A 17415-nucleotide genomic window follows, 5' to 3' on the forward strand; every position below is an offset into this window, starting at 1 on the left:
ACTTATCTGCTGACAAGAAAATAAGTACCTCATAAATAGTTGTTCTGATGAAACTGGATTTTTAATCGTATCGACCAGCGTGGTAGTGACGATTTATTCGAGTTCCTATCAGGCATTGAAAAAAATAAAAAGGATGAAAAAAACAATCATCATCACTGTTATATTATTCATCGCGGTCATCGCGGCCACGATCTATCTTTTTGGAGACTTCAATAAAAACAATAAACAAGATTCTAAAGCTTTACAATATCTTCCTGAAAGTACATTAGCAATTGCCTCCTTTGCCAATGATCAGACTGTTGATACGATCTTCAATGACTATGAGCTCTTTAAAGCCATTATAGGTCAACGCAATTTTGGTAACTTGGAGCGTCTTAAAGACGAATTATTACGTAGTGAACAGTTAGCGCCTCTTGTAGCGGGGCAGCAAATATTACTCTCTTTTCACCAGGAAAAAGACCAAATTACTCCGCTATACAGCGTTCAGGTTGGTCAAAGCATTGATAATAACTCACTGGCAACAGTGCTTGAAAACGTCGGTAAAAACTACAAAATACAACCTTTTGACACCTTAGGGCAACGATTTTATGGGCTTAATCAAGGCAGCAAGGATAGTACACTTTATTGCGCTTATTCCCACGAAATCATTTTCGCCAGCTACTCCAAACAGGTACTTTCCCAGATCTTTGATAAACAGGTTAAGAAAATAAGTACCAAACAAATCGAGTTCTTCGTAAACCATAACAATAAAAACACGCCACTTAGTCTCTATTTTTTCAATGAACAATTGTCGCAAATTGCTCGAATATTGATGAAATCCAAATTTGGCACTTATCTCAACTTAATCGATTCGCTGAAGGGCCAAACGTCCTGGAACATGAATTTCAAAAAGGATGCTTTTATTTTTAAGGGTGAAACAGATCTCACGGCGAGCAAAAATAACTACCTACAGTTATTTGCAACGCAGACGGCTCAAGTGCAAGCTCTGGGGAATTATCTTCCTAAAAATGCTGCATCTTATATAGACTTTAGTATTTCAGATCCCCATAGTTTTCGAAGCGGACTGAAAGCCTTGTTGGTACAGCAAAAAGAAGACGGTCGATTGGCTAAAAGTATAAAGAACTTTGAAGAAGACAGCAAAGTATCATTTGACAGTATCATCGCGCCAATTTTCAACGATGAATTTGCGCTCGCGGAATTGGATAATCAGGATGCAATAGGTTTGATCAGCATTTCGGATTCAACGCAGTTTGCTGATAATCTTAAGAAATTCAGTTCGTCTGTAGGTGATTCAATCTATCAATTTAAATATTCTAATCTCTTACATGCGCTATTTGGTGAGCCATTCAAAAGCTTTACCCGACCATATTTCACCATTGTAGACAACATTATGGTGGTAGCTACACGGACGGGCATCTTGAGAGACTATCGTGAATCTTTCCGGGAAAAGCAATTTCTTTCCGGAACGGCTATTTTCAAAAATCATGCAGCATTGCAGAATAGCCGCAGTAACGTGACTTTCTATTTAGAACCTAAAGCTGGTAAAAGCAATATTCTGGATAACTTAAAAGCTGATTTTGCAAAGAACTTTAAAGATGAGGATGAATATGGATTTCAAAATTTCTATTCCTGGTCTTATCAGTTGAGTGGCAATCAGGGCACATTTTCGTCCAGTTTATATGCCCTCTTTAAGAGTGATACGAGACTAGGCGGCAAACCAGAATGGACAGCCCAGCTGGATAACCGAATTATCAATAAACCTTGGATTTTCGATCAAGATGGGAAGAACAAGTTTATCCTGATTCAAGAACAAGATCATACGGTACATGCATTTTCGCCGGATGGGAAAGAACTCTGGCAAAACCTCTTCCAAGGGGAAATTTTGGGCGAGCCAATTCAGTTACAGGATCTCAGTATTGTCGCCGTCACGAAAAACCGCTTATATCGCATTATGCCCGATGGTAAAAACAGGACTGGCTTCTCCGTTGAACTTCCATACTCGGCAACTTACGGGGCTACAATCACCACCTTCAATAAGGAGCAACGTATTTACATTCCGGCAACAGACCGAATTCTTGCGTATACCCTCGATGGCAAAAAAGTGGATGGCTTTGAAAATAATAGCGTGGATGGCCGAATTTTATTCGATCTAAAAACAACCAGCCTGGGACAGACAAATTATATTATTGCCGGGACAAGCACTGCTTCCGTCTATTTCTTTGATCAAAATGGTAAGGTCATCCATAAAAAAACATTGGATACCGATGGAGAAAGTGTTAAAAATCCAATTGGTTTAGTTGCGGCCTCGGATGAAAAGAACTCCTTCATTTACTTGGCGAACAATAAAGGTAGTGTATTCAAAATTCCTTTCGAAGGCGAAACAAAAAAAATAAAACTGGGTGACTGGGGCAAAGATGCTTTCTTTAATTTTGAAGACATTAGCGGTGGAGCAGACAGAGATTTTGTTATTCTAGCCAACAACAAACTGAATGCCTACAGTTCAAGAGACTCGTCTTCATACTTTGAATATAAATTCATCGAAGAGGCCAGTAACAGACCCTTGTTTTTCAAACGAATAGGTAAATCTGATATCATCGGCGTAGGAACCGACAACCGCATGATTTATGTCTTCGGATCTGATGGCCTGGTTCAGGAGGGATTCCCTGTAGAAGGTTTTTCAAAGTTCTATTATGGACCGATTAACTATGGCGACAATGCCAATTATTTAATCTGCATGAAGCGGGATTTCAAGATCTATGTATATAAGTTTTAAAAACCTGAAAATCAATTTTTTAAAATCAACACCAAACGCTATAAGATGCTAAAAGATCTTTATAAAAAATTTGTCTAATTTAATTTTTTTATAGTAGGTTTGCAGACTTAATATGACTATGCTGAAATCGGAAGAATTAAAAGAATTATTAGCTGAACCAAAACGTATTGTAATTACAACGCACTACAAACCAGATGGGGACGCATTGGGTTCATCTTTAGGATTATATTTTTGGTTGACCGCGAAAGGACACCACGTAAATCTCATTGTACCGTCAGACTTTCCTGCCTTTTTGGATTGGTTACCTGGCTTAGAAAATGTACAAATTTATACGCAGGATATTGACCTGCACAATCAACAGATTGACGCAGCTGAATTAATTTTCTGCTTAGATTTTAATGGCCTTGCCCGGATTCACGAAATGGGTGAACCTATTCGTCAAGCGAAAGGAATCAAATGCATGATTGATCACCATTTAGATCCGGAAGGGTTTGAAGATTACGCATTTTGGGATCCATCTGCTGCAGCGACTGCACAATTGATCTATCGCTTCTTAGTCCATGAGATGCAAGATCCAGACCATATCAGTGCTGACATGGCGACATGCTTATATACCGGTATTATGACCGATACGGGCTCTTTCCGCTTCCGTTCTACCACTGCTGAAATTCACCGCATCATTGCATCACTCATTGATTGCGGTGCACAAAACTGGGCTATTCACGAAGAGATTTACAATAGCTCGTCAGAAAGCCGCCTGAAATTCTTAGGGTTCTGTCTATTGAATCGTCTAGAGGTTATCCATGAATATAACACCGCCATTATTCATGTAACCAAAGCGGATCTCACTCAGTTTGAAGTGATCACCGGTGATACCGAAGGATTAGTCAATTATGCCCTTTCTATCAAAGGAATTCGATTGGCTGCTTTAATTATTGACAGAAATGAACAAATTAAACTATCTTTGCGTTCGATTGGAGAAGTTCCTTGCAATGAGATCTGTAAATTGTATTTCAATGGAGGCGGGCATCTTAACGCTTCAGGAGGTAATTCGAAAGAAAGCCTCGAAGCAGTGATAGCAAAATTCAAATCGGTTTTACCAAATTATAAAGAAATATTAACAAAATAAGATATCGTAACATACATTAGAAAATGAAGAAAGCAATTCTATTTTTCGCGGCTGCCGGTCTTTTGATGACGTCATGCCAAAAATTCAAAAAGGCTGAAGGTGGTCTTGAGTATAAAATCGTGGATGATAATGCAAAAGAAAAAGCAGTATCAGGCGATTTATTAGCACTTGACATGGTTGTGAAAACGGACAGAGATTCTACAATGCAAAGTACGTATGACATGGGAGTCCCTCAAATCGTTCAATTATATCCAGATAGTATCATCGCAAAAAATCCAGGTGACCCTACTGGTTTATTCAAATACGTAGGTGAAGGCGATAGCTTGGTATTCAAAATCAATTTGGATTCTATGGCTGCTAAAACGCATCAACCAAAACCAGAATTCGCAGATAAGTTTATTGTTTATTCGATCAAGGTCAAAAAACACTTCAAAAAAGGAAAGTTAACAGACCAACAATTAGGTGAACAAGTTCAGAAATATTTTGAAGAAGAATTGAACAAACACAAGGCAGCTGAACCAGCTAAACTTGAAAAATACATCAAGGATAAAAACTTGAAAACAACAAAAACAGCTTCAGGTCTTCAATATGTAGTTACTAAACCTGGAACAGGAGCAAATGCAAAAGTAGGTGATTCTATTCACGTGAACTATGTAGGATCATTAACTACAGGAAAAGTATTTGATACAAACCTTCCAGATGTAGCTAAAAAAGAGAAAATTTTCAACCCTCAACGTCCTTATGAAGCATTAAAATTCCAATTAGGTGTTGATGGTGTGATCCCTGGATGGACTGAGGCTTTCCAATTGTTTAACAAAGGTACAAAAGCAACTTTAGTCATTCCTTCATCTTTGGCTTATGGCGATCGCCCTTCAGGTGTTATCCCTCCATATGCTCCTTTAGTATTTGAAGTAGAAGTATTGGATATCAAACCTGGAAAAGTTCCTGCTCCTACAGCAACAACTCCAGGCATGGTAGCGCCTACTGGAACTACTGCTCCAGCGGCAACAGCTCCTGCAACTAAAGCTCCTGCAGCAAAAAAATAATTCGACTGTAAATTTCAGTTAACAAAAAAGCGGTTTCATCTCGATGAAACCGCTTTTTTGTTGTTCGTATTTTTATTCACTATACGCTAATCTTCTTATCTTCTTTTTTGATCTTCCGTATTTTCAGCCATAGTATTATTACCGCCAATATAAAACTGATAATCATGATGATGGTCAATGCGATCAGCGCCTTATCGGTATGGTAATTTTCAGCATGCTGAATAAACATTAACCTAAAAATTCGCAGATAATGGGTCGATGGGATTACATTTGCTATTGCCTGCACCCAGCCTGGCATTAGACTCGAAGGCCAGGTAAAGCCACTCAAGATAAATGCTGGCGTCGCAATTACCATAAGGACTTCCGTCGATTTCAACTGCGAAGGCAGTAGAATACTGACGAGTGCACCTATAAAACACACGGCGAGCAAAAAGACGAAAGTGCACAGTACAAAGCGACCAAATTCGGCCTGTAAAGGCATACGGTAATATTGACCAAAACCCCAATATAAAACCAGGATACCGACAGACATCAAAACATATGGTAATATCTTAACAAGAATCAGTCCGATAGGATTACCGATTTTACGTACAAGTTCCGGAAAGGTATTGCCTTCAAATTCTGAGGAAAAAGACAAAGCCAAGCCTAAGAGCAAGACCTGTTGCAGCACAGTAATTAGAACTCCCGGTAGCATAAAATACAGGTAATTTCCACTTCGAATATTCTGCTTAACAAAAGTTGTCTTAAATGGTTCGTACTGCTGTGCAGCGATCTTTGCCGGAACACCACGTTTCATTTGCGCCTGAATCTGTATGCCCGCTTTCAACGTCGAGGCACACACATTGACAGCCATCATGGCGGTATTGGAGGTCAATGTATTGGCACCGTCTACAAAAACAGTCATTTCGGGCAAACGACCTTGTTGTACTCCGGATGCAAAACCCTTGGGAATATGTACAATCGTTGTTGCCTCATATTGCATGGCAATATCTTTTGAATCAAATAAGGAGGGTAATACACGGGCAACTTCAATACTCTCATTATCTGAAAGCATATCAATAAATGAACTGCTTAAGGGGCTATTATCCTCATCAACCACAATGACCGGCATCTGAGTTACCTTACCTTGTTGATAAACATGCCCCACCAATACACCATACAATACAGGTGCACCTAGAAAAAGCATCAATAGCACTTTATTATTGAAGAAGAGCTTAAACTCCCGTTGGATCAATTCTAAAAATTTTTTCACAGTCAAGCTCTTTAATTCGCATGGAGAACCACAAGCGTTTTTGTTAACAAATCTTTGCTACCGGCAACATCTTCAGGAACAATTTTCAATTCAAACACGGCCTGTTGCGGATCGAAATCAGGATAAGCTGAGGCAATGCTTGCGTACGAATTTAAGGCTTTAATACTAATCACCTTTGCTTTAACCTTTTTGTGATTCAAATAAGGAATTTCAACCTCAACAGCCTCTCCTTTTTGAAGTTTTCCCATTTTATTTTCGGGCAATGTGAATCTAAAATAGGTCGATCGATCGAGGAAACCATTGATAATCGGATAGCCTGCCATCGCCAATTCACCGACTTTCAGATTAATCGTTTCCACACTCATGTCCTGTGGAGCAATGACATATTTCTCCTGTGCAGCAACATTGACTTCAGATACCGCCCCGAGCGCACGCTCTTTCTGTCCCAAAGCCATAATCTGCTGTTCTTGCCTAGCCCCACCCTTTGCTTCAGCTAATTCAGCCTGTGCTGCAAGATACTGATTTTTAGCCCCCTGAAATTTAGCGTAGGTCTCGTCGTACTTTTGCTGCGGAATCAGGCTGTCCTGCAAAAGGGCATCCAGCCTACCTATTGATTTTTTCGCAAATTCATATTGTTCCTTAAGTCCATCTACCTTCGCCTGCAATTGTACGAGTTGCCCTTTCGTAGCACCTTTGACTGCCATGTTATATTGTGCATCAGCAGACTGCAGCGCTCCCTTTGCCTGCTCTTCTTTAGCATCTACCTCGGGAATACTCAAAATAGCCAAGGTATCCCCCGCATGCACAAAGTCACCTTCTTCAACCAGAAGCTTCGCAATTTTCCCCGGAACCTTTGTCACAACCGTCACTTGCTCTCGCTCCACCTTCCCTTCAATAGGCTTCTCTTTCACTTGATTTGTACAAGAAACAAAAATAGACAGGGATAATATCCCATATAAATTCTTCATGTTACTCATGTATAGTTTGTAATAATTTTCCTGATGTATGTAGTAATTCAACTGCAGCAGTACGTTGCTGCAAAACATTGTTAAAATAACCCAAATTAACTTTGTACCAATCGTTTTCAGCGGCCAATAACTCCGTAACATCTATTAATCCGGCTTGATACTGTTTAACAGCCATAGAAAGATTATTCTCGGCAACCTTCAACTGCTGTTCCCCCACTTTCAATTTTTGGTTCCCAGTTGTATAGGTAACTGTATTCTTGCTCAATAATAGATTTAATTTTTCCTGTGTATCTTCCCTTTTGGTCGTATTGATATTTTGATCGAGTTTAACTTGCTTTATCTTGTTATGATGCTCTCCGCCCGTATAGAGATCCCATTTAACCCCTACACCAACCATTAGATTGGGACTCCCCTTGATAGAATTAAGCGGTAAGTTGACCGTACCAAATAGCGGTTGGTCTTTCACCGTGAGTTTGGAGTTGAATACATTCAGATAGTTTGCGGATCCAAAGGCAAAGACAGCAGGAAGAGCTCCCCCCTTTTCTTTTTTATACAGGTACTCATACGCTTTTGAGGAAGCATCTAGTGCTTTCAATTCGGATCTTTGTTCGACATCACGTGGAAGATCCGACAAAAATATAGGTTTAAGTCCATAATGAATTCCGCCAACCTCCTGAAAAGATACCCCTGTTTCTTGTTCGATCTTTTGACACAACAAATCCCGATTGCCAGAAACCTCTACCTTTTTCTCTTCCAGCTCCAGCAAGGCCAATTTCAATTTATCTCTATCATAAGGTATTGCAAGGCCATTTTGAATCGCTTTATTCACCTTTTCCTGTTCTTTTTTTAATCGCTTTTCAGAATCGACAATCAATTTATCCACCTCATCCAACAACATCAGCTGATCAAAAGAAGCAATAATATCCTTTGAAAGTGTCTCTCGACCGGCCGATTCTAAATATTGTTGAGCCACAGCTTTTTCTTGCAATGCTTTTATTCCATTCGGAATCTGCAATCCCGAAAAGATAATCTGCTTTACAGACACCCCCGCATAGGCAGCTTGCCCATGCATACTAAATCCTGTTGCTCCTTCAAACAAGCCTAAGTTCAATAAAGGGATATTAACTGTAGGAATATCAATACTCCCATTGCTATGTACATAACCGTATAGCCCGAGTGCCGAGACATGTGGCAGCCGGTTTGCTTTTACTCCATCGGCTTCCAGACGTGCTTTATCGACTTCGTAAGCCTTCAATTTCAATTCTTTATTTGTCTGAAAGGCTTTTTGAATAATATCTTTTACCGAAGGGTCAATCAATGATTGCGCATGTAGTTTGTTTAAAAACATAACCGACGCCAAAGTCAATAAACCCAGGCATAACCTCTTATTCATCATATGATTCATTTATTCTTATAAAAATAGGACAACAACCGCCTCTTTTATCTGTTTAACAGTAAATCGTACGGTATGTTTGACTTCTGACTCTTTTTAATTAAACGTATCTTTTCAACGGCCAATAACAATCGTCACTTATGCATTCATGACATGAAGGACTGACCTCCACCTGTTAGCTTTTCCAAGATACAAAAAAAGGAATTCGTTTCTGTAGAAGGAATCCTGTATTAATTTTCATTTTTGCTAATTAATAAGTTATCTTTGGAGATCGAATTGAAATTTTGGTAATTAAGTCTACCACTTTATTCGATAATAATAAAAACAAGTTTTTACCCTAACCCGCTGCCTCCACGCAGAAAACTATGTTGCTTACAGATACACATACACACATTTATTACCATGCAGGAACCGAAAAACTGCAAGAACATCTACAACGTTGCTTCGATAATGGCATACAACGCCTTTTTTTGCCGAATGTGAATAGCGCTTCCATAAAACCTGTATTTGATACCGTAGCAGCTTATCCAGAACATTGTTTTCCGATGCTTGGATTACATCCCTGCGATGTAAAGGAAAACTATGTGGAAGAGTTAGAAACCATCCGAAAGAGCTTGGAAACACACAAAGTCCATGCCATAGGTGAGATCGGGCTGGATCTTTATTGGGATAAAAGCACGCTTGAAATTCAAAAAGATGCTTTTCGAACTCAGGTTCAATGGGCTAAGGAATTAAATTTACCGATCGATATCCACTGCCGGGAAGCCTTCACTGAACTGTTCGAATTATTAGAAGAACTTCACGACGACAAATTATTTGGCGTTCTGCACTGCTTTACCGGTTCCCTGGAGCAAGCCCACCAGGCTATCGATTTAGGTTTTGCTCTTGGTATTGGCGGAGTCGTCACCTTTAAAAAAGCGGGCTTAGATCAGGTGGTCAAAGAAATCGATTTAAAACATATTGTTCTGGAGACAGATGCACCTTATCTGGCTCCTGTCCCCTTTCGCGGTAAAGAAAATGAAAGTAGCTATTTGGTTTACGTCGCACAAAAGGTAGCTGACCTTCACCAGATCTCCATCGAAAAGGTAGCCGAAATCACAACAGAAAATTCAAAACGTATATTTGGTATATAATTTCAAAACTCAATGCATAATATCTTTATTATCTACACAGGTGGGACCATTGGAATGGTTAAAGATGAAACAGGAACATTCGTTCCTTTCGACTTTGAATTGATCAAACGTAATCTCCCTGATTTAAGTCGCTTAGACTATAAGCTGACCGTGCACTCTTTCGAACCCATTATCGATTCATCCAACATGAAACCTGAGATCTGGATTGAAATGGCACAAATTATTAAGGATAACTATGCAGATTACGACGGTTTTGTTATTCTACATGGTTCCGATACAATGGCTTTTACGGCCTCAGTATTGAGCTTTATGTTGGAAGGGCTCCAAAAACCGGTCATATTATCAGGCTCCCAATTGCCTATTGGGGAAATTCGAACGGATGCCCGGGAAAATATGATGACAGCGTTGGAAATAGCCTCTGCGAAGCAGGATGGTATCTCCATTATCCAAGAAGTATGCATTCTTTTCGACAATAAATTATTCCGTGGCAATCGCTCATTTAAATATAATTCGGCCAAATTTGAGGCTTTTAGATCGCCAAACTATCCCGTATTGGTTGAAGCAGGTATTCACCTCAAATATAATACAGATGCTTTATTAAATAATATTGATAAAGAATTTATCCTACATACCAAACTGGACAATAGGGTAGCCGTATTGAAATTATTTCCGGGGATCTCTGCGCAAACAATCAAAGCAGTCCTAGATTCCGATGTCCGCTCCATTGTTATGGAAACATTCGGATCGGGCAATACAACCACCGACACTTGGTTTCTGGATCTATTGAAGGAAGCAATTGAACAGGGTAAAAATATCCTCAACATTTCGCAATGTAAAGTAGGGTCTGTTGAATTAGGTCGCTATGAGACTTCACAAGGACTTAAATCCATCGGCGTGCTCAATGGCTACGACCTTACATTCGAAGCGGCAGTAACCAAATTAATGTATCTTCAAGGTGAGTTAGAAGATCAAAAAGAGGTCGCCTATTGGATTGAAAAGGATATCCGTGGTGAATTGACGATTAATGACTAATGACCAGGCACAAAATCACAAAAAAGGGAGCTGCACTCCACGCAGCTCCCTTTTTTGTGATCGGTTTCTATGAATTTCTCCCGCAGATTTATTTGCGAGCAACGGTGATTTTCTTATTCCTGCGTCAAACTAGCAAGCACTTCCGCAACAACAAAATTGCTTCCGCCAACAAAAATAAGGTTCCCTTGTTGATACGCTTCTTTTGCTGCATCAAACGCAGCTCCTACCGATGGATAATCAAGCCCCGTTAGACCAAATTCCATAGCTTCTTTCCGCAGCTCCTCGGATGGCATTGCACGCGGCATATCCGGAGCAGAGAAATAGTAGCTTGCATCCTTGGGCAGATAAGGCAACATATGTGATAAATCCTTATCGCGCATAGCACCTATCACAAAGTGCAATTTATCATAAGCCGTTGTAGCCAGATTTTTGAGCACTTCATGAATTCCGTCCTCATTGTGCCCCGTATCACAGATGATAAATGGATCCTTAGACAATTGTTGCCATCGGCCTTGAATTCCTGTGGTTGCCTGCACATTTTTTAGCGCTTGATGCACATGTTGATCACTGATCTCAAAGCCCAGTTGACGTAACTCATCCACAGCTAACAGGACGCCAGCAAGATTCTTGACCTGATAGGAGCCTTTTAAATCCAGTTGATAGTCTGCTGAATGACCTGCAGTATCCGTCGCTTGTACCGTCAAATAATCTTGGTCCACGCCCAGCATTTTCGTCTCATACTTGTCGGAAGCGAATTGGATCGGTGCATGCTCGATCGCTGCTTTATTTAAAAACACAGCTGCTGTCTCTTCAGCATATTCCGAAATAACGACAGGTGTATTTCTCTTGATAATTCCCGCTTTTTCGCCAGCAATTTCCACCAGTGTATTACCAAGAAGATTCATGTGATCAAAACCGATATTGGTAATTACGGACAGCAAAGGCTGAATAATATTGGTGCTGTCCAAACGTCCGCCAAGGCCGACTTCAATGACAGCGATATCAACCTTATTCTTCTCGAAATAATCAAAAGCCATCGCTACAGTAATTTCGAAAAACGATGGACTGACTTCTTCTATCAGCTCGCGATGGGTATTGACAAAATCAACAACAAATTCTTTCTCACATAACTGACCATTGACACGAATACGTTCTCTGAAATCCAGTAAATGTGGTGAAGTATAGAGGCCTGTTTTATATCCTGCTTCGGCCAAAATAGCGGCCAACATATGGGAGGTGGATCCTTTTCCGTTTGTACCGGCAATATGTAATGTTTTGAATTTTCGCTGTGGGTTATCCAAAGCAGCGCAAAGTTTGATGGTATTGTCAAGGTCTTTTTTGAAGGCAGAGGTGCCATCCCTTGTAAACATAGGCAATCGAGTATACAGATACTCGATTGCCTCATTATAAGCATTCATGTGAATGATTTTTATCTTAATCTAAAATTGAATACAATCCGTCCTGTTTGGGAGTCAGGAGCATTTGGCAATTGGTTTAGCCTAGCGCCACGTACAGCACGCTCACATTTCTCCAACAAGGATGGATCGGTAATCGTCGTTCCTTTTACACCAGCACGCGCATAGGTGATAACCCCTTGCTTGTTCACTCTAAACTCCACAGCAACCTTTCCTGCTTGCTGTCCATTATCGTCGATACTTGGCCGTTGCGTAAAACTTCGGTTTTCAATAGACAACATCATGTTACCGTTTCCAGATCCACCTTCGCCGTAGTTACTTGCTAAAGGATCACCCAGTTTGGAACCCTGATTTCCAGGAGTTGTCCCTGTACCATCACCAGCCCCAGTACCGTTATTTTTATTGCCTTTAAAAAGCGCTTTGGCATTGGCCTGTGGTGCCACTTCTTTTACAGCTTTGGTTGTTTCCGGTGCTTTTGAAACGACCTTCTTTTCAGTTTTTGTTACCGCAGGGGCATCTTCTAAATCCTGTGTGACAACCGCTTTCTCCGCAACTTGCTGCGTTGGAGTTGGGGTAGGTGTTTCAACAGGATCAATACGGTCGGGCCGTTCATTATTGGCGTTGGGATCCACCGATGGTTCCTCAACACTCATATAGTCATCTCCCATTCCCTCAGGTGAAGTACCGTAATTGACGATCATTCCCCCCATTCCATATTCATCAGGTGCCTGAGCTTTAAAAACAACAAAAAATCCAATCAAGAGCAACGATGCCATGACCAAAGTCGATATCCCCAATGCTTTGGGGAAATTATTTTCTTCATGTTGAAGGTGATATCTCATCGCATTAATCTCCTATATTAATAGCTGACCAATAAACTTAAAAAAAGTTTAATTGTTCCTATTTATCTTTTTTTGGTTCTGTTGCCAATACCACTTTAATCTTCAATCGATTAGCTACATCCATTACAGAAATAACATTTTGAATGGGAACTGTATTATCGACATAGAGCATAATTGTCACTTCCTCACCCGCAGCCATTTGCGATTGAATTGCAGCTTCCAATCCTTCAATGGGCACTGGAGTTTTGTCAATAAAATAGCCCAAATCTTTTGTAATCGATACCGTGACGGTCTTTTTAGCAACAGATTGTTCTCCCGCACTTGACTTTGGTAACAATAGCTTCACCACTTGCGGATTAGAAACTGCAGAAGCCAACAGGAAGAACAACATCAAGAAAAACATGATGTCATTCAGCGCTGAAGTATGTACTTCCGCAGATGGTTTATTTTTTCTACTTCGTAAGTTCATTATCTTCCGGGTTCATCCAATAAATCAATAAATTCTACTGCATCCGTTTCCATACGTAAAATCAATCGCTCCACCATCATATTCAAGATATGGTAGCCCAAATAAGCTAAGATACCCACCGCAAGACCTGATGCAGAAGACACCATTTTTACATATAGACCCCCAGATACAGAAGCAATATCAATACCACCAGCTAATTCCACGTCGTGGAAAATCTTAATTACTCCAAAGATCGTACCTACGAAACCAAGCATCGGGGCAATACCAGCAATAATACCCAAAATATTGATATTCTTTTCTAACTTGGCAACTTCCAATTTACCCACGTTTTCGATCGCTCCTTCAATATCTTTAATCGGTCTGCCGACACGCAATAAGCCTTTTTGCAACATACGTCCCAAAGCTGAGTTACTTGAACGAACTACAGCTAATGCCGAATCCAGGTTTCCGGACAAAACATTTGCTTTTACTTGCGACATTAAGCTGTTATCATATTTTGCGGCACGACGAATGGTCAAATAACGCTCAAAAAAGATAACCAATCCAATAAAGAACAACAGTAGGATTGGAACCATGATCCATCCCCCTTTGATCATCATATCGATCAAACTCATGTTTTCTGTAGGCGCAGCAGCAGGTAATGGTTGTTGTGCAGCTTGATTAAACGAATCCACAGCAGCCCGTGCTGTATCTTGTACTAATGACATAATTATTAACAGTTTTATATAGTTTCTATAATGTTTCTACCCAAGCACCTTCAATCTTTTTCTCTACAGATTTCTTAGCGAGGTCTGCCTCCGATTTTGTCATGTAGGTGTTTAAGATGATTTTCTTTCTATTTTTTTTAAACTTTCCCTCTACAGCACGTGCTGTTTTGTAGCCCATTTCCCGAAGGCGCTTGGCTTCCTGCTCTGCTTGTGCCATTGTCTTTGCAGAACCTATTACCAATTGATATCTGGGTTGAGCAACAGGAATAGACTCTTTGATCACAGGATTTGCTTCCAAAACCGGAGGTTTTGAAGCCGCATTGGTTGCTGGTACAGTTGTTGTCTTTTTAACAGAATCTGTCACAGTGCGATTAGCCAATGAATCAACTTTCTTCAAACTATCGGCTTGCAACTTATTGGACAATGTATCGGCAGGTATGATCGGCTTTTGTTGAATAAGGGTATCTGCCGCTTTTACAACAGGTTTGGTCGACCCAAATAATGAATCCTTCAACGCAGGATTGGTGTAAACGACCGCAACAGCAACCATTGCCAGCACAATAATTCCAGTCATCCAATACCAGATCGCATTTGAATTACGCGGCTCTTCCTCATAGATATTTGGGGCGTATGTTGAATTAGCGTTAGCCGACGCAATAGCACCGATTTCTCTTTTTGAAGTGTTTTCTTCTTGAGGTGCAGATAGATGGCTATCAGTTATTACAGGTGCATCTACAAGTTCAGACAGCTCAGTTTCCTCTTTCTTTATCGACGATTCTTCAACTTCAAGATCGGTACGATCACTTGTCGGTTGTGTCTCCGGAGAAAGCTCCTCTGCTACTAGACCCGTTACCACAAGCGGTTGATCTGCAGATTCCACTTCTTCTTTGACCTCTTCAACCTCGATCGTTTCGTCTTGATCTGCCGTATCCGGCAAAGACTCCTCGGCAGGCTCCACGTTATGATCGGCTTCCACCATCGGATCTTCTTCTACAACAGGGTCTTCTGCAACAGCTAAGGTCGTAAGTTCTTCTTCTTTGGCTTCTTCCAAAGAAGAAACAACTGTTTCAATCTCTGGTGCAACAAGATTTGTAACCGGCTGGAAATCGAATCCCGACAAGTCCAAGGGTTTGAAGACTAAACTTGCACCATAACTAATCAATAAGCCAAGATCATCGAGTTTAGCCTGTCCAAACTGACCTAAATCAGCTCTTAGGTTATCAACAGCCTCCGATAAGATCTGTTGCGCCTGATTGAGGCCCAAGTTTTCCTGTTGTTGGATATAATGAACAATATTAAATCCATGTTGAGCAGAATAGTCCAGCTCAACATAAGAAATCGGGGGCAAAAACACATTATTCTGTTTATCGAACTGAGCCGGAGAATGAATTCGTTTGAACACACCTATTCCGGGCACGTATACTTCCGCATAACGTTTTAATAAACTATTGATGTTTTTGCCTAGATTCATCGCGCACTATTTTAAGATGCAAATTTATAATCTTAATTCGTTAAAACGAATAATTAAGACCACCAATTACATTAAAGCCCAATCTTGGGTAATACATATAACGTTCGTATTCTTTTCCGAAGATATTATTTGCTTTGACAAAAATACCAAATTGCTTTTTGATTCGGTACTCTGCGCCTGCATTAAGATCAGCAAACGAAGCTATTGTTGCCTTATGTCCACTGTTGTCAACACGACTGCCATCTGCGTTATAATCATAAATATACGCATAGGTGTTTCCTTGTGTAGAAAGTTCAGCATCTACGAAAAATTTATCGGAAATATTGAAGCGTGCATTAGCCTGCATACGGAATTTTGGCAATCCCCATGCTTCTTCCTCATCACTCAATTTATAATCGTCTATATACACTTTTCCACCCAGATTAACCAGTTGTGAAAGACGTACATTGATTTCTCCTTCCAATCCCATATGTTTAGCTTTATTGATCACGCCATCATAAACGACATCAAAAGCCCAAGGAACATAACCATTTTGACTATCGCCAAATGCACTATTTTTAAATAAAGGCAATCCCTCAATCTGTTTGTAGAATACCTTTACTTTATAACCAAATGTTGCGCCAGCATTTCCTTTTAAACCCGCATAAACATTCATTTTCTCAATCGAGTTTATCATTTTAGCGTTCGGAGCCAAATACGGATTTTCTTTAGCGAAACTACGGAAAGAAGCTTGTTTCACTCCCCCATTAATTCCGGCAAACAAAGAGATATATTCAGGTGCCAAAGCAAAATCAGCCTCTACGGATGGGAAAATATTGAATCTTGAGCTATCGCCAAATTCAGAAGTTAAATTCGCACCCAAGGTTACGTTATAGTTGTCGCCCTTAAAACGAATATATGGATTGATGACCGCCAAATGATTTTTTACCTCAGCACTATCTTTCACATTATTCATTGTCACGCTCAAATTCGCACCAACATTGAATGCACTTAGGCGCTTGTTCAAATAACCGGATAATGCGATGGAATTTTCTTTGGCTTTATAAGCGTCTTTAAACAAATAACCATCAACTTTTGCGGAATAGCTTAAGGCTTGCTCATTTTTTGGATCCACATTACTTGATAGCTCTCCATTCAAATAGATATCTGTAAAGGTCTGTTTATCCGGAGTCGTATTCAACAAGGTTGTTCCCGATTGATCAAAAGTCTGGCCATAGAAGTTTGTGCCATAACGATTGTATCCGATGGTACCTTTAACGGTTACCGCATCCAATACACGGCGACCAAAGATACCGATATCCTGTGTACTGAACTTTTGTCCGTCAATATTACCCTTTTGGCTCAAATGTTTCGCAAATAAACCAAACCGTGTGTTTTCAAACTGTTCAGAAGCTAAATAAGCCTCCCCCAATATACTGTTATAGTTACCGATACCAAATTTGACATAGTTGCTACTATGTTCAAAAGGTTGTGCAAAAGGAATCTCCTGTACATTCAATTGTTTCAAACCGGTATTAATATCCAATTTCTTGTCCAAAATATTGTTGTAGGACAATTTGGGCTGGTATTCCCTTTTATTGGTCATATCTGGACTACGGCGGATTTTCACAGCATCCGCAAGAATTGGCTTGTAATCACGAACAACATCAAAAGAATCGATAGTGACCGGTTTCTCAGGATCATTCTTCTTGCCTGTTTCCTGTGCAAAAGAATTCAATCCCACGCCCATCAAAAGCGCTGCTAAAGTATATTTCTTCACGTTTCTATTTTGCAACTTCTTCATTG

At 40.2% G+C, this 17415-nt stretch carries 14 protein-coding genes; 5 read left to right on the forward strand and 9 right to left on the reverse strand.

All coding sequences use genetic code 11. From position 1 onward, the window contains the following. Window positions 1-133: 133 nt before the first annotated feature. From M2419_RS25540 to M2419_RS25550, 3 genes are all read left to right on the forward strand, one after another. Window positions 134-2773, forward strand: coding sequence for a hypothetical protein (locus tag M2419_RS25540; protein ID WP_259255881.1), 2640 nt, complete (start codon window positions 134-136; stop codon window positions 2771-2773). A gap of 118 nt (window positions 2774-2891) precedes the next feature. Continuing rightward, on the forward strand, window positions 2892-3902 hold the full coding sequence (locus M2419_RS25545) for a bifunctional oligoribonuclease/PAP phosphatase NrnA (RefSeq protein ID WP_075994208.1): 1011 nt from the start codon (window positions 2892-2894) through the stop codon (window positions 3900-3902). Window positions 3903-3925: 23 nt separating this feature from the next. Then, the gene (locus tag M2419_RS25550) at window positions 3926-4948 is read left to right on the forward strand and encodes an FKBP-type peptidyl-prolyl cis-trans isomerase (RefSeq protein WP_182330761.1); all 1023 of its coding nucleotides are present in this window, start codon (window positions 3926-3928) and stop codon (window positions 4946-4948) included. 79 nt (window positions 4949-5027) lie between these two features. Here the strand turns inward: M2419_RS25550 and M2419_RS25555 are convergent, their stop codons facing one another. From M2419_RS25555 to M2419_RS25565, 3 genes are read right to left on the reverse strand one after another with little or no spacing between them, the layout of a single operon-like run. Next, on the reverse strand, window positions 5028-6200 hold the full coding sequence (locus M2419_RS25555; RefSeq protein WP_182330760.1) for an ABC transporter permease: 1173 nt from the start codon (window positions 6198-6200) through the stop codon (window positions 5028-5030). A gap of 11 nt (window positions 6201-6211) precedes the next feature. Continuing rightward, window positions 6212-7168: an HlyD family secretion protein gene (locus M2419_RS25560; protein ID WP_070561231.1), complete on the reverse strand. Its 957-nt coding sequence runs from the start codon at window positions 7166-7168 to the stop codon at window positions 6212-6214. Between the two features lies 1 nt (window position 7169). After that, window positions 7170-8564 carry a TolC family protein gene (locus tag M2419_RS25565; protein ID WP_227550146.1) on the reverse strand — a complete coding sequence of 465 codons (1395 nt, stop codon included), beginning with the start codon at window positions 8562-8564 and terminating at the stop codon, window positions 7170-7172. A gap of 362 nt (window positions 8565-8926) precedes the next feature. Here M2419_RS25565 and M2419_RS25570 point away from each other — a divergent pair, with 362 nt between their 5' ends. After that, window positions 8927-9694: a TatD family hydrolase gene (locus M2419_RS25570; protein WP_159727203.1), complete on the forward strand. Its 768-nt coding sequence runs from the start codon at window positions 8927-8929 to the stop codon at window positions 9692-9694. A gap of 12 nt (window positions 9695-9706) precedes the next feature. Next, window positions 9707-10726: an asparaginase gene (locus tag M2419_RS25575; RefSeq protein WP_088162974.1), complete on the forward strand. Its 1020-nt coding sequence runs from the start codon at window positions 9707-9709 to the stop codon at window positions 10724-10726. Window positions 10727-10839: 113 nt separating this feature from the next. Here the strand turns inward: M2419_RS25575 and M2419_RS25580 are convergent, their stop codons facing one another. The 6 genes from M2419_RS25580 to M2419_RS25605 are packed head-to-tail and all read right to left on the reverse strand — an operon-like array spanning window position 10840 to window position 17413. Then, window positions 10840-12144: a folylpolyglutamate synthase/dihydrofolate synthase family protein gene (locus M2419_RS25580; protein WP_182330759.1), complete on the reverse strand. Its 1305-nt coding sequence runs from the start codon at window positions 12142-12144 to the stop codon at window positions 10840-10842. Window positions 12145-12155: 11 nt separating this feature from the next. Next, window positions 12156-12983, reverse strand: a complete 828-nt coding sequence (locus M2419_RS25585; RefSeq protein ID WP_075994214.1) for an energy transducer TonB — start codon at window positions 12981-12983, stop codon at window positions 12156-12158. 58 nt (window positions 12984-13041) lie between these two features. Further along, complete coding sequence (locus tag M2419_RS25590) at window positions 13042-13452, reverse strand: biopolymer transporter ExbD (protein ID WP_046672748.1); 411 nt, start codon at window positions 13450-13452, stop codon at window positions 13042-13044. Then, window positions 13452-14159 carry a MotA/TolQ/ExbB proton channel family protein gene (locus tag M2419_RS25595; RefSeq protein WP_046672749.1) on the reverse strand — a complete coding sequence of 236 codons (708 nt, stop codon included), beginning with the start codon at window positions 14157-14159 and terminating at the stop codon, window positions 13452-13454. The genes M2419_RS25590 and M2419_RS25595 overlap by 1 nt, the downstream gene beginning before the upstream one ends. 25 nt (window positions 14160-14184) lie before the next feature. Further along, a complete protein-coding gene (locus M2419_RS25600; RefSeq protein WP_182330758.1) occupies window positions 14185-15630 on the reverse strand; it encodes an SPOR domain-containing protein in 1446 nt (481 codons plus the stop codon). Between the two features lie 40 nt (window positions 15631-15670). Beyond that, complete coding sequence (locus M2419_RS25605; RefSeq protein WP_182330757.1) at window positions 15671-17413, reverse strand: TonB-dependent receptor; 1743 nt, start codon at window positions 17411-17413, stop codon at window positions 15671-15673. Window positions 17414-17415: the final 2 nt, after the last annotated feature.

It is taken from the genome of Sphingobacterium sp. BIGb0116, from assembly GCF_024808035.1.
In the GTDB taxonomy this organism is placed as follows: Bacteria; Bacteroidota; Bacteroidia; order Sphingobacteriales; family Sphingobacteriaceae; genus Sphingobacterium; species Sphingobacterium paramultivorum.